The sequence below is a fragment of the Streptomyces sp. NPDC107575 genome (genome assembly GCF_055657265.1).
Genome location: NZ_JBVKBG010000005.1, coordinates 626464 through 638935, shown reverse-complemented (window position 1 = coordinate 638935; position 12472 = coordinate 626464). Strand labels below are relative to the sequence as shown.

Genomic DNA, 12472 nt, shown 5'->3' with positions numbered 1-12472 from the left:
CCGGGTGCACACGCGGAGGCGGCCCCGCCGGAGCGGGGCCGCCTGCGTCAAGCGTCATGCATCACGCGCGGGGCCTGGGCCCCGGGTGACTCAGCGACCGGCGTAGTCGGTCCACCGGTGGTGGTGGGCCCAGGCGCCGACGTTGTGGTGGGCCGCCAGCGAGTCGGAGACCGTGACACCGTCACGACCACCGACATTGACGAACTCCTGACCGGCGATCCCGGCGTGGTCGTACACGTGGCCGGCGTCGTGACGGCTGTCGTCCACGTCGGCGACGGCGGGGCCGGCGGCGAGGAACCCCGCCACCGAGGCGACGGCGACAGCGGCTGCGATGCGACGCACCATGAACTTCTCCTTCTGAGAGGGATCAAGTGATCACTTAAAACATCACCAGACCACCGAGCGGGGCGCATCCCGGGCGGACCCACAACACCCGTGTGCAGCAACGCGGTATCCCGCCCGAGCCTCTCAGTGCCGGATGGCATGCGACGGCTGTCAGCTGGAGGTCAGCAGCCCGCGCCCGCGCAGCACCCGTCGCTCCAGCGGGCTGAAGATCAGCAGATCAACGGCGATGCCCACCACGAGGATCAGGAGGATCGCCAGGAACACCTGGGACATGCTGCTGTTGTTGCGGCCGTTCTCCAGCAACTGGCCGAGCCCCACGCCGAGATCGGGCGACGAGGCGATGATCTCGGCGGCCATCAGCGAGCGCCACGAGAAGGCCCAGCCCTGCTTCAGCCCGGCGAGATAGCCCGGGAGCGCGCCCGGCATCACGATGTGCCACGCCCCGCGCAGCCCGGTCGCGCCCAGGGTCCGGCCGGCGCGCAGATACAGCGGCGGGATCTGGTCGACGCCCGCCACGAGGCCGTTCGCGATGGAGGGGACCGCGCCGAGCAGGATCACGGCGTACATCATCGAGTCGTTGAGGCCCAGCCAGATCACGGCGGGCGGTACCCACGCCACCGACGGCAGGGACTGCAGACCCGACAGGATCGGGCCGATGGCCGAGCGCACGAACCGTACGCGGGCCACCAGCAGGCCGAGTGGTGTGCCGATGGCGAGGGCGAGCAGGAAGCCGAACAGGCCGCGTGACACCGACGTCCAGATGGAGTCGAGGAGCGTGCCCTGGAGCCAGGCCGTGCGCACCTCGCCCCACACGTCGGCAGGTGAGGGCAGCTTGTAGTCGGGGACGACCCCCGCCCACACCAGCAGCTGCCAGACCACCAGCACCACGGCGATCGCGGTCACGGGCGGCAGCACCTTGCGGCGCAGTGTCTCGCGCAGCGGCGTACGGACCGACCGCACCGAGTCCAGTGCGTCGAGCCCCGCCTCCAGACCCGCGAGGTCGCCGGCGCGGCCGGGCTCGCCGGGCACCTCGGAGCGGTCCTTCGTCGCCTCCGCGTCGAGGGTGACGGTGTGGTCAGTGGCGGCCATGGCGGCGGATCTCCCCACGCAGTTCTTCGGTGATCTCGGCGGACAGTTCGGCGACCGCGGTGTCCTCCAGGCGCCGCGGCCGCGGCAGGTCGACCGTCCACTCCCGGGCGACGCGGCCGGGGCGGGACGACAGCAGCACGACGCGCTCGGCCAGGCGCACCGCCTCGCGCACGTTGTGCGTCACGAACAGCACCGACACACCCGTCTCCTGCCAGATGCGGGTCAGCTCGTCGTGCAGCACGTCGCGGGTGATGGCGTCGAGCGCGGCGAACGGCTCGTCCATCAGCAGCAGCCGGCTGTCCTGCGCGAGCGCACGGGCGAGCGCCACGCGCTGACGCATGCCGCCGGACAGCTCGTGCACCCGCTTGCCGTGCGCGCCGGTCAGCCGCACGAGGTCGAGCAGCCGCTCCGCCTCGGCGCGCCGCTCCTGCGCCGTGACGCCGCGCAGCTTCAGCGCCAGTTCGATGTTCTTGCCCGCGGTCAGCCACGGGAACAGCGCGTGCTCCTGGAACATCAGGGCGGGCCTGCCGTCCGTGGCGATGGAGCCCGCGGACGGCAGGTCGAGGCCCGCCGCCAGATTGAGCAGGGTGGACTTGCCGCAGCCCGAGGCCCCCAGGAGGGTGACGAACTCGCCCGGTGCGACATCGAGGGTGATGTCGTCCAGGACGAGCTGCTGTCCGCCGGGGGTGCCCGGCGCGGGGAAGGACTTCGAGACGTGCTCGATGCGTGCCGCGTGTGTCACCGTCTCGACGGCCTCGGCCGCTGTGGTGGTCGTGGTGGCCATGGGCGTCACCTCCTGAAGGGGCGTCAATTCCTCGACGTGCCCGGTCCGTTGGGTTGTTACTTCGCGCCGAGACCGGCGTCGTCGACCTCGTCCGCGCCCTCGGCCTCGAGGACCTTGTTGAGCGGCTTGAGGTCGTAGATGCCCTTGAGGTCGGGCTTTTCGAGGAGCCCGGACTTCACCGCGTGCTTCGCCTCGGTGTCGAGGGTCGAGGCCAGCGGGTCGTCGAGGAAGTCGATGGACTTCCAGGCCGGGTCGATGACCTCGGCGGGCAGCGCCTTGCCCGACAGCTTCTGCAGCGCGGCGTTGGCGGAGGCCTTGGCCTTCTCCGGGTTGGCGTTGATCCACTTGTTCGTCTTCACCGAACCGCGCAGCACGGCCTCGACGACGTCCGGGTGCTCCTTGAGGAACTTCTGCGACACGATGATGTTCGTGATCACGAACTTCTTGTCGGGCCACAGGTCGGCCTCGTCGAGGATCGTCCTGCCGCCCTCGGAGACGAGCTTGGACGCGGTGGGCTCGGGCACCCAGGCGCCGTCGATGGAGCCTGACTTGTAGGCGTCGGGCGTGATCTTGTTGTCGGTGCGGACGACGGAGACGTCGCCCTTGCCGCTCTGGGCGTCGACCTTCCAGCCCTTCTCCGCGATCCAGTTGAGGAACGCGACGTCCTGCGTGTTGCCGAACTGGGGCGTGGCGATCTTCTTGCCCTTGAGGTCGTCCAGGGACTTGACCTTCTTCGGGTTCACGACCAGCTTGACGCCGCCGGAGGCCGAACCGCCGATGATCCGCAGGGACTTGCCCTGCGATTTGGTGTAGCCGTTGATGGAGGGGGAGGGGCCGATCCAGCCGATGTCGATGGAGCCGGCGTTCAGCGCCTCGATCTCGGAGGGCCCTGCGTTGAAGGTCGACGGCTTGATCTCGGTGCCGCCGAGCTCCTTCTGGAGCAGCCCCTTCTGGACGCCCACCAGGGCGGTGCCGTGCGTCAGGTTGGGGAAGTAGCCGATCTTCACCTCGTCGGCGGAGAGCTTCTTGGCGCCCGACGCGGCCTTGGCCTGGTCGTCGCCGTCGTTCGACTGGGACCCGTAGCCGCACGCGGTCAGCAGGAGCGGGAGTGCTGCCGTGGCGGCGAGGGTGCGCAGGGGGGTGCGGGAGCGTGCGGGAGACACGGAGGTGTCCTCTCGGGAAATGAGTGGTTCAGGGGAGGCGCGCGGAGCGCCGTGGGACCGGGACCGTGGTTCAGGCGGCGCGACAGATGGCGCTGGCGGTGCGGCCGAGGTCGATGTGACGGCGCGAGGTCAGCAGGAGGCGCGACAGGTCCGCGCGGCTGAGCGTACGCATGGCCACCCCCTGGCTTCCCGAGTTTTCCTACCTGACAGATAGGGATCGTGGCAGAAGGTGGCGCTCACCCCAAGAGGGTGTTCATCATATGGACGTGTGTGTCTCGTATTTTGAGAACAAGGTGAAAAGTCTCAGGCGGGAAGGGCGAACGGAGGCTGTGCGCCATTGAGGAAGTAGTCGCCGATGTCGCGGAGTTGGTGCCCGAGCGGCTCGTGCAGCGTGTGAGTGCGGGCGTTGCGCCAGAAACGGTCGAAGCCGAGGCGTGCGGAGGCGGCGCGCGGGCCGACGATGTCCAGGGCCCGGGCGGTGGACTCCTGCGCGGCCCGGGAGGCGGCGGTCTCCGCCATGGTCACCAGTGCGGCGACCTCCGCGTACTCGTCGTAGGTGAGCTCGTCGCCGAGCGCGAGCGCCTCCTGTACGGCCCCCAGGGCCTGGTCGGCGAGCGCGGACGCGGAGCGGACGAGGACGGTGAGCTCCCCGTAGGTGGTCAGCACCTGCGGGTCGTGCGGGCTGCCGACCGGCCAGGCCGGATGCAGGGGTGTCCGGCCCGTCCTGCTGTACTCGCGGGCCTCGGCGAGTGTTCCCTCGGCCGTGCCGAGCAGGACCTGGACGGAGACGAGGTGGGCGACGGGCGACGCCAGCGCCGTCCGGGGCGGCAGGAAGTCCTCGTCCGCGGAGAGCGGGCCGAGCACCTCGTCGGCGGCGACCGGCACGTCGTCGAACTCCACACTGCCGCCGGCCGCGAGCCGCAGGCCGAAGGTGTCCGCCGCCGCGTCGATCGCGACACCGGGTCGGCCGGCGTCCACCACGACGGCGAGCGGCGCGCCCGTGTCCGCCCGCACGGCCCGCACGGCGAGCCGGTCTGCGGCCAGGACCCCGGTGGTGTAGTCCTGCCGCCCGTTGAGCACCAGCCCGCCGGAGCCCCTGGTCAGCGTCAGCGCGGGCTCCTGGCGGGCGAAGCCGCCGCCCCAGCACCACTGTCCGGCCGTGGACCGCTCCTCGATCTGTACGGCGAGGGCGGGCCCGGCGAAGAACCGGGCGCTGCCCGCCAAGAAGTAGTGGCAGCCCAGGAGTTGGCCGATCGCGCCGTCCGCCGCGGCGATCTCGCGGACCACGGCGAGCGCGGCGGCCCAGTCCCAGCCGCCCCCGCCGCTCTCGGCCGGCGCCGGCGGTGTCAGCAGGCCCGCCTCGCGCAGCCGGGACACCTCGTCGACGGGGGCCTTGCCGGCCTGCTCCCTGGTGACCGCGTCCGTGGCGAGGTCCTCCGCCACCTCGCGGGCCACCCGCAGCCAGTGCGGATGGTCGGGGCCCGCCCGGTCGTGGGCCGGGGCGGGACGGGGCGACGCGGTGGCGGGGACCGTCACGGTGATCTCCTCAAGGTCGGTGGCAGGGGGCGGAGTCGGAGCCCTCCTGCCGGTCGGGGCGCCGCTCGGGCACGTACTTGTACCCCACGCGTCGTACGGTGACGATCCGCTGCCGGTGGGCCCTGCCCAGCTTGCGGCGCAGCCGGGCGATGTGGACGTCCACGGTGCGGCCGTCGCCGACGTGGTCGTAGCCCCAGACGGCGGTCACCAGCAGCTCGCGCGTCAGCACGTGGTGGGGGCGCTGCACGAGATGGGCGAGGAGCGCGAACTCCAGGTAGGTGAGGTCGAGTTCACGACCCTCCAGCTCGGCGACGTGCCGCACCGGATCGATGCGGATGACGTCGTCGTCCGCGGCCGGTGCGGCGGCCGGCGGGGGAGAGGCCGGGGTCGGGGTCGCGGGGTCGACCGGGCGGATCTCCGGCCGGGGGCCGCCCTCGGCGAAGAGCTCGGCGGGGTCGGTGCCCTCGGGGACGAGCAGCAGATATCCGACCATCGGTACGGAGCCGCGCTGCCCGGCGCCGCCGCCCCGCGGGGTGTCACGGACGAGGCTGAGGTGGCGGGCGTCGGAGGGTGGCGCGGTGGCGTGGGTGGTGCTGGTCTGCGGTGCCGTGGTCATGGCGGGTGTCCCTCGCTGGTGTGTCGGGCCTCCGGGGCGCCGTGGATGGACGCGCCCCGATGGCCGGGGAGTTGGCGTGCGGAGCGGCACGGTCCGGCCTGTGGGCCGGGTGCCTTACGCGCGACAGCACGCGGCGCTGACGACGTGACCAAAGTCGACATGCCGACGACGAACGAGTCGCTGCTGCGTACGGGACATGTGCACCATCCTGTGTGTCCGGACGGGCCGGGTCAAGGATTTCCTAGTAATTCGGTAGGGAAAGTGGGGAAGGTGTGGTGCAGCTCACCGGTCACCACCGACCGCGGGGCGTGCGTCGGCCGCCGTCACCCTGCTCAACCAGGCGCGGGCGGCGGCGATTCGACCGCGAAGCCGCTGCAGCGGAGTGGGCGGCAGCGTCCGCGAGTCGCCCCGCGCGTAGTGCCGCTCGACGTAGTACTGCCCCACGCTGAGCACGCTGGTGACCGCGATGTACCAGAGCGTGGCGACCATGAGCAGCGGGATCACCTGGTACGTCTGGTTGTAGATGAGCTGCGCCGAGTACAGCAGGTCGTGCACGGCGAGCACGCTGACGATGCTCGTGCCCTTCAGCGTGCCGATCAGCATGTTCCCCGCGGTCGGCACGATCGAGCGCATCGCCTGCGGCACGACGATCCGGCGCAGCGTGCGGCGCCTGCTCAGACCGAGCGCCTGCGCGGCCAGGGTCTGCCCGGAGTCCACGGAGAGGATGCCGCCGCGCACCACCTCGGCGGCGTACGCGGTCTCGTGCAGCGTCAGGCCGATCAGCGCGGTCAGGGTCGGGCCGAACAGGTTCACCGTCTTGACCGTGACGAACTCCGGACCGAACGGGATGCCGAGCCCCAGCGTGGGATACAGGGTGCCGATGTTGAACCAGAACAGCAGCTGCACCAGGAGCGGCGTGGACCGGAAGATCCACACGTAGCCCCAACTCAGCGTGCGCAGCACCGGATTGGCGGAGAGCCGCATCGTCGCGAGGACGGTGCCGAGCAGGAACCCGAGCACCATCACGGCGGCGGTCAGCCACACCGTCAGGAGCAGCCCGTCGAGCACGGCGGAGGTGGTGAAGTAATGGCCCACCACCTGCCACTGGAAGGCGCCGTTGCGGACGACGGAGTTCAGCACCATCGCGAAGACGAGCAGTGCGACGGCGGCCGACGCCCAGCGGCCCAGGTGCCGGCGCGGCACGATCCGGGTGGTGGACGCCGCGGGCACCGGATCCTCGGGCGATGCGGCGGGGGAGGGGGTGACGTAGGACGACGTCGTGGTCATCGAGGTGTCTCCGGAGGAGGGAGGCGCGGGCGCGGAAGGGCGCCCCGCGGCACAGGCGGGAAGGCGTGGACGGATTCGGCGTCGTCACATGTGCCGCGTCCCTCAACGCGGCCGGAGCGGAGCCGTGCGCGGCACGGTCGGTCCACCGCCGATCGTATGCGCCCGCGCCGCGGATGTGTCAACACGGCCCGGAATCGGGAGAGTAGAGGCCGCCCGGCATGCGGGCGCCGCTTGACGTGGCCGCCGAAGTCCTGCTCAATGGTCCGCATGACTGCCCAGCGCCTGGTCTCGCGTGACCACATCGACTTCGGTCGGGTGTGGTCCGCGGCGTGTTGCGCCTGACGCGGCAGCGGGCCGTCCGACCGGCCCTTCCCTCCCTCGGTGACCCCGTCGCGGGCCGAGTCCTCTCCTGACGCGCGCTGCCGCGACACCTCTTCTTCTTACGACACCCGCGCGTGACACGTCCCCGCACGTGACACCGCCCGGCGTCGTCACACCCGTCTGCCCCGACCCGCCGTCCCGCGGGCGCCGCGCGCTGCCCGCACACTCGAAAGGCCCCCGACCCGTGAACCTGCCCGGGACCAGAACCCGACCGCTCCTCGCCGCCCTCGCCCTGCTGCCGCTCCTCGCGCTGACCGCCTGCGGCTCGGGCGACACCGACACCGGTGCGGCCGGGGCGGGCGCGCAGGCCGCCGCCGCGCCGAGCGGCAACCCCGTCGCCGCGGTCCGCAAGGTGGACTCCGCCGCCGAGCTGCTGCCCGCCGACGTCCGCGAGAAGGGCACGCTGCGCATCGGCACCTCGACCGGAGGCCCGCCCGCCGCGTACTACCCGAACGGCACCGGGAAGAAGCCCGTGGGCCAGGACATCGACCTCGCCGACGCGGCGGCCAAGGTGCTCGGGATCCAACTGAAGCGCCAGGACGCCTCGTTCGAGACCATCCTCCCGGCCCTGGAGAGCGGCAAGTACGACCTCGGCACCGGCAACTTCGGTGTCACCAGCGAGCGCCTGAAGACCATCGACTTCGTCACCTACATCAACGACGGCCAGGGCTTCTCGGTCAAGACGGGTGACACCTCGTTCGGCAAGAAGATCACCGATCTCGCGCAGCTCTGCGGCCGGCACATCGGCGTCGGCGCGGGCACCACGTTCGAGGCGACCCTCGACGCGCAGAAGTCGCGCTGCACCAAGGCGGGCAAGAAGCCGTACGACGTGCAGGTCTTCTCCGACAACGGCGCCACCCTCACCGCGCTCCAGCAGGGCCGCATCGACGTGATCATGTCGACCATCAACGGCCTGCGCCACCAGGCGAGCAAGTCCGCCTCGCGGACCACCTTCCTCGGCGAGTTCCACCGCCTCGACGTCGGCTTCGCCTTCAAGAAGGACTCCCGGCTCACCAAGGCGTTCCGGGCCGCGGTCAACGAGCTGATCAAGGACGGGACGTACGAGCGGATCCTGAAGAAGTGGGGCACCTCCGAGTCCGCGATCGAGACATCACGCATCAACCCGCCCGAACACACCTGAGCGGGCGCGGGGAGCCGGAAACGGCCGCCCGCATCCGCTCGGTTCACACCACCACGTCTACTTGACGATCACCTCGCTCACCACGGGCGCCGCCGATCCGTCACCCCACACGAGCCGCACCGCGTCCGCGCTCGCCCCGGCGGGCGCGGACAGCGCGGTGACGGAGCCGTCGAGCGGGCCGAGGTCCTGCCAGGTGCCGCCGACGCGCAGCTGCACCTCGGCCTCGGAGGACGTCGCGTCGTCCGGGCGCAGCACCGTCACCGAGGACACGGGGCGCGGCGCCGGGTACGTCACGGTGAGCGCGTCCCCCGACGCCGGGGCGGAGGCGGCACGGTAGGCGCTCTCCGGGACACCGTCCGCCGCCGCGGCCAGGCCGCTGCCCTCCGCGGCCGCCGGGCCGCCGCTCACCGTCGGGCGGTCCCTACGTGCCACCGTGAACTCCCGCACGACCAGCCAGTTCGTCTGGTCGGCCGTCGCGCGGGCGCGCACGTACCGGGCGTTCGTGCCGCTCGGCACCTCCGCCGTCCACGTCGCCTTCCCGCTGAACTCGGCGCCCAGCGCGTGCCACGTCGTGCCGTCCGACGAATACTCCAGGACACCCTTGTGCAGGTAGTCCTCGGTGCTGCCGGACTTGCCCATCGTCACCGTCACCGAGCCGAGCGGCTGCTCGGCGCCCAGGTCGACGCCGACACCCTCGCCGGTCTTCGGTGCCCGGCTGCTCCAGAAGTACGTGGAGTCGTCGCCGTCGGTCATCCGGTCGGCCGTGTTGCCGTTGTAGACCGGCAGTTTGGTCGTGCCGGTCGGCTGCGGCGGCAGGCCGAGGTCCTTGTTGGAAGTGTCCCGCACCTTCGCGAAGAACGGTTCGAGCACGCCCTCGCCGACGACCACCGGCACCTTGTTGCCGCCCAGATCGGTGTACCGGAACGACTTCGCCTTCGCCACCAGACCGGGCAGCTGCTGACGGAGCGTCCAGGCCGCCTCCGCGTGACCGGCGCGCTGCTCCTCCAGCATCCGCACCGCCACGACCCCGGCCCGGCCCCATGCCTCGGCCGAGTCCAGCCACGGGCCCGAGTCCTCGACGAAGCCCTTCTCCACGCCACCGCGGATCGTCGCGGGCGCGTCCCGCAGCGCCGCGAACGCGGCCGTCAGCCGGGACGCCGGGACGGAACCGTCCCAGTACCCCTTCACCAGCTTCGACAGCTCCGGGGCCTCCACCGAGTCCATCCGCGAGCTGTGGTTGAGGTCCGTGAACGCCCGCAGCGCGCGTGCCACCTTGGCGTTCCCGCCGGCCAGCTCCTCGACGGCCGCGCGATAGGAGGCGTCGGGGTCGTACGCCGAGTCGTTCCATGTGTAGTCGGCGACGGTGTGCAGGGCGAGCTTCGAGGCGTACGGCTGGATCATCGGGTTGGCGGTGATCCCGGCCAGCTCCTCGGCGAGCCCCTTCTCGCGCCCGCTGAACGGGCCGAGGAACAGCCGCCCGGTCGCGAAGTCGTTGACGGGATAGTTGTCCCACGTCAGGATCTCGTGCCCGAAGACCGTCTTGGCCCGCTTCGCCTGGGCCACCGTCATCGTCGGCGCCACGACGCCCTCGCCCGTCCACTCGACGAGCACATCCTTGTCGAGCTGCCCGGAGATCGCCGTCTTGTACGGCGTGGAGGTGGTGTTGTAGTACTCCGTCGGCACCATCTGCAGCGGCAGGGCGCCGTCATGGGTCTTGATGAACTGCTGGTTGACCCGGTTGAGCAGATAGGCCTGCGCCTGTCCGGCCGCGCCGCCGCCGGTGCCCCACTTCGCCTTGTCCGCGTCGCAGTTCCAGTCGGTGTAGCTGATGTCGTCCAGCGGCACCGCGAACTGCCGCACCCCGATGTCCCACAGCGTCTGGAACTTGTCGGTGAGCGCCTTGAGGTCGTCGTCGGAGCTGTAGCAGACGCTCAGGCCGGGGGAGAGGGCGTAGGTGAACTCGACGTGGTTCGCCCGCGCCCGTTCCACCAACTCCTCAATCTGGTCGAGCTGTTCGGCCGGGTACGGGTCGCGCCACTTGGCGCGCAGATACGGGTCGTCCTTCGGCGAGTACACGTAGATGTTCATCTTGTGCGCGCCGTAGTAGTCGAGCTGGTCCAGGCGCGCCTCGTGCGACCACGGGGTGCCGTAGAAGCCCTCGATGACACCGCGCACCGGTGTCGCGGGCCAGTCGCGCACGGCCAGGCCGCGCACGCTGGCGCCGGGGGCCTTGCGGTGCGGCAGTACCTGGCGCAGGGACTGCGCCGCGTAGTACGTGCCGGTCGGGTCGGCGCCGGACAGCACGATGCGGCCGGCGCCCTTGCCGCCCATGGCGAGGACGTACCCCTCGGCGGCGAGTCCTGCGGGGCCGTCGGTGTCCAGGGCGTCGAGCGCGCCCGCCGACGCCGGGTTCTCGGACGGGCCGCCGACGTAGACCGCCAGCGAACCGGAGCCCGCGGGCGCCTTCCGGGTGGTGGTGACCTCCCGCGCACCGGCTGCCTTCAGCACGGCGGTGGTCAGTTTCACGGCGGCCGGGTCGGACTTCGCGCCGGTCACGACCGTGACGGCGGGGGTGATGGTGACCCGGTCGGAGCGCTGCCGCTCGCTGTGCGGGGCCGGGGTGATGGCGGACGTCTCCTCACCGGCTCCGGGCCCCGGGCCGGCGGCGGCCGGGCCCGTGCCGAAGGTGAGGGGAGCGGCGGCCAGGGCCGCCACGGCGAGGACGGCGATGAGCGGCGTCCTGCGGGATCTGTGCTTCGGGCGGAACATGAGCGAACCTCCACGGTGGGCACATACGACATGCTGTAGCGGACTAGACCACTATGGTGACGGGCTGTCAATGTTGCGTGGAAAAGCGGGAGTTCGAGCAGTTTCACGCATCGCGGTGCTCTGATCCGCCGAGCCCCAGCGCCGCGCCGAGCACCAGAAGGCCTTGTGCGGTACGCGGGTTGACCCCGGTCAGCGCGTCGACCCGGGACAGGCGGTTGTCGATCGTGTTCGGGTGGACGTGGAGCTGCTGCGCGGTCTGCCGCCGGTTGAAGTCGTTCGCGAAGTAGGCCCCGACCGTTGCCAGCAGGTCCGGCTCGGTGCGCAGCCGCTCCACGAGGGAGCGCAGCTGCGGGGCCGCCTCGCTGTCGTGGCTCAGGTGGTAGGCGAAGAGATGGTCACCGAGCACGGCCACCTCGCCCGGGGCGGCCGCGAGCGGAAGCAGCCGCCGGGCCTGCGCGGCCGCGGCCGGGATCCCGGCACGGTCACCGGCGGTCGCGAAACCGGCGGTCGTCTCGACCCCCGTGGCCTGCCGCAACCGCCGCAGTGCGGCGCGCGCCGCCTCCGGGGCGTGGTCCGGGTGGCTGGGACCCGACGGGACGAGGACGAGCCCGCCGTCCGGCTCGAGGGCGGTCAGGAGGTCGGCGTCGCCTACGGCCTCGCTGAAGGCGCGGAGCAGTTCCTCGCTGAGCCGGTGCACCTTGCGGCGCCCCGCGAGGCGGCGCCCGAGCGCGTCCCCGACGGACTCCGAGGCCTCCGTCGCGAAGCCCAGCGCGAGCACCGCGTAGGAGTCGGCGAGCCGGATGCCGAAACGCGTGGCCGTCTCGTCGGCCCGCTCGCCCGCCACCAGCGCCCGCACCGTCGCCCGCCTCGCCTCGCGCTCCTCGCTGCGTGCGGCCTGGAACTCCTGCTGGTGCGCGTCGAGCGCCTCGCGCGTCACATGGCGCACCCAGCGCAGGAGCACCGCGCCCGCCTCCGGCGGCAGTTCGCCGTCGGCAACCTGGGTCAGCTCGTGCCACAGCTCCTCGGCGCACAGGTGGTACGCCTCCATGAAGTGCGCGGCCGGCAGCCCCTCCGCGCCCCGTGCGTGGGCGCGCTCGCGGAACAGCCGCAGCTCCTCCTCACGGGGCTCGCGCAACTCCCGCGCCATACGGATGTAGAGCCGGGCCCCCTCGCGGCAGGTGTGCGCCATGTGACGGTGCAAATGCTCCGTCACGACACCCTGGTAGTGCGGGGAACCGTCCACGTATCTGCGCAGGATGCGGTCCACGACCGCCGGTATCCGCCGCTCCAGCCTGTCCCACAGCCCTTGTGACATGTCACAGGAGGCTAGCCGAAATCCTGGTGACCAAGCGCTTACTGCC

General features: G+C 71.6%; 11 protein-coding genes. 1 reads left to right on the top strand and 10 read right to left on the bottom strand.

Translation table 11 applies throughout. The features are described 5' to 3' along the window. Nucleotides 1-90 precede the first annotated feature (90 nt). The 8 genes from ACZ7L4_RS27635 to ACZ7L4_RS27600 all read right to left on the bottom strand — a co-directional run bounded on the left by ACZ7L4_RS27635 (nucleotide 91) and on the right by ACZ7L4_RS27600 (nucleotide 6820). Nucleotides 91-345: a hypothetical protein gene (locus tag ACZ7L4_RS27635; protein WP_472106673.1), complete on the bottom strand. Its 255-nt coding sequence runs from the start codon at nucleotides 343-345 to the stop codon at nucleotides 91-93. A gap of 150 nt (nucleotides 346-495) precedes the next feature. Beyond that, nucleotides 496-1434, bottom strand: coding sequence for an ABC transporter permease (locus tag ACZ7L4_RS27630; protein ID WP_472106671.1), 939 nt, complete (start codon nucleotides 1432-1434; stop codon nucleotides 496-498). Continuing rightward, a complete protein-coding gene (locus tag ACZ7L4_RS27625) occupies nucleotides 1421-2218 on the bottom strand; it encodes an ABC transporter ATP-binding protein (protein ID WP_472106669.1) in 798 nt (265 codons plus the stop codon). Before ACZ7L4_RS27625 ends, ACZ7L4_RS27630 begins: the two co-directional genes overlap by 14 nt. A 56-nt stretch (nucleotides 2219-2274) precedes the next feature. Further along, nucleotides 2275-3381, bottom strand: a complete 1107-nt coding sequence (locus ACZ7L4_RS27620; protein WP_472106667.1) for an ABC transporter substrate-binding protein — start codon at nucleotides 3379-3381, stop codon at nucleotides 2275-2277. Nucleotides 3382-3451: 70 nt separating this feature from the next. Beyond that, entirely contained in the window at nucleotides 3452-3553 is a 102-nt protein-coding gene (locus ACZ7L4_RS27615; RefSeq protein WP_422471239.1) for a putative leader peptide, read from the bottom strand. 131 nt (nucleotides 3554-3684) lie between these two features. Continuing rightward, nucleotides 3685-4917: an acyl-CoA dehydrogenase family protein gene (locus ACZ7L4_RS27610; RefSeq protein WP_472106665.1), complete on the bottom strand. Its 1233-nt coding sequence runs from the start codon at nucleotides 4915-4917 to the stop codon at nucleotides 3685-3687. A 10-nt stretch (nucleotides 4918-4927) separates the two neighbouring features. Beyond that, a complete protein-coding gene (locus ACZ7L4_RS27605) occupies nucleotides 4928-5533 on the bottom strand; it encodes a winged helix-turn-helix domain-containing protein (protein ID WP_472106663.1) in 606 nt (201 codons plus the stop codon). 282 nt (nucleotides 5534-5815) lie between these two features. Then, a complete protein-coding gene (locus ACZ7L4_RS27600) occupies nucleotides 5816-6820 on the bottom strand; it encodes an amino acid ABC transporter permease (RefSeq protein ID WP_472106662.1) in 1005 nt (334 codons plus the stop codon). A gap of 565 nt (nucleotides 6821-7385) precedes the next feature. On the opposite strand from ACZ7L4_RS27600, the gene ACZ7L4_RS27595 reads away from it, so the two are divergent. After that, entirely contained in the window at nucleotides 7386-8342 is a 957-nt protein-coding gene (locus ACZ7L4_RS27595; RefSeq protein WP_472106660.1) for an ABC transporter substrate-binding protein, read from the top strand. 57 nt (nucleotides 8343-8399) lie between these two features. Here the strand turns inward: ACZ7L4_RS27595 and ACZ7L4_RS27590 are convergent, their stop codons facing one another. Both ACZ7L4_RS27590 and ACZ7L4_RS27585 read right to left on the bottom strand, forming a co-directional pair. Next, the gene (locus ACZ7L4_RS27590) at nucleotides 8400-11111 is read right to left on the bottom strand and encodes a beta-N-acetylglucosaminidase domain-containing protein (RefSeq protein WP_472106658.1); all 2712 of its coding nucleotides are present in this window, start codon (nucleotides 11109-11111) and stop codon (nucleotides 8400-8402) included. Nucleotides 11112-11214: 103 nt separating this feature from the next. Continuing rightward, the gene (locus tag ACZ7L4_RS27585; protein ID WP_472106656.1) at nucleotides 11215-12426 is read right to left on the bottom strand and encodes a PucR family transcriptional regulator; all 1212 of its coding nucleotides are present in this window, start codon (nucleotides 12424-12426) and stop codon (nucleotides 11215-11217) included. Nucleotides 12427-12472 lie beyond the last annotated feature (46 nt).

Excerpts from the sequence above, each read along its gene's own strand:
- ACZ7L4_RS27590 (WP_472106658.1), bottom strand. The coding sequence starts at position 11,111 with ATGTTCCGCCCGAAGCACAGATCCCGCAGGACGCCGCTCATCGCCGTC.
- ACZ7L4_RS27585 (WP_472106656.1), bottom strand. The coding sequence starts at position 12,426 with ATGTCACAAGGGCTGTGGGACAGGCTGGAGCGGCGGATACCGGCGGTC.
- ACZ7L4_RS27615 (WP_422471239.1), bottom strand. The coding sequence starts at position 3,553 with ATGCGTACGCTCAGCCGCGCGGACCTGTCGCGCCTCCTGCTGACCTCG.
- ACZ7L4_RS27625 (WP_472106669.1), bottom strand. The coding sequence starts at position 2,218 with ATGGCCACCACGACCACCACAGCGGCCGAGGCCGTCGAGACGGTGACA.
- ACZ7L4_RS27635 (WP_472106673.1), bottom strand. The coding sequence starts at position 345 with ATGGTGCGTCGCATCGCAGCCGCTGTCGCCGTCGCCTCGGTGGCGGGG.
- ACZ7L4_RS27600 (WP_472106662.1), bottom strand. The coding sequence starts at position 6,820 with ATGACCACGACGTCGTCCTACGTCACCCCCTCCCCCGCCGCATCGCCC.
- ACZ7L4_RS27605 (WP_472106663.1), bottom strand. The coding sequence starts at position 5,533 with ATGACCACGGCACCGCAGACCAGCACCACCCACGCCACCGCGCCACCC.
- ACZ7L4_RS27630 (WP_472106671.1), bottom strand. The coding sequence starts at position 1,434 with ATGGCCGCCACTGACCACACCGTCACCCTCGACGCGGAGGCGACGAAG.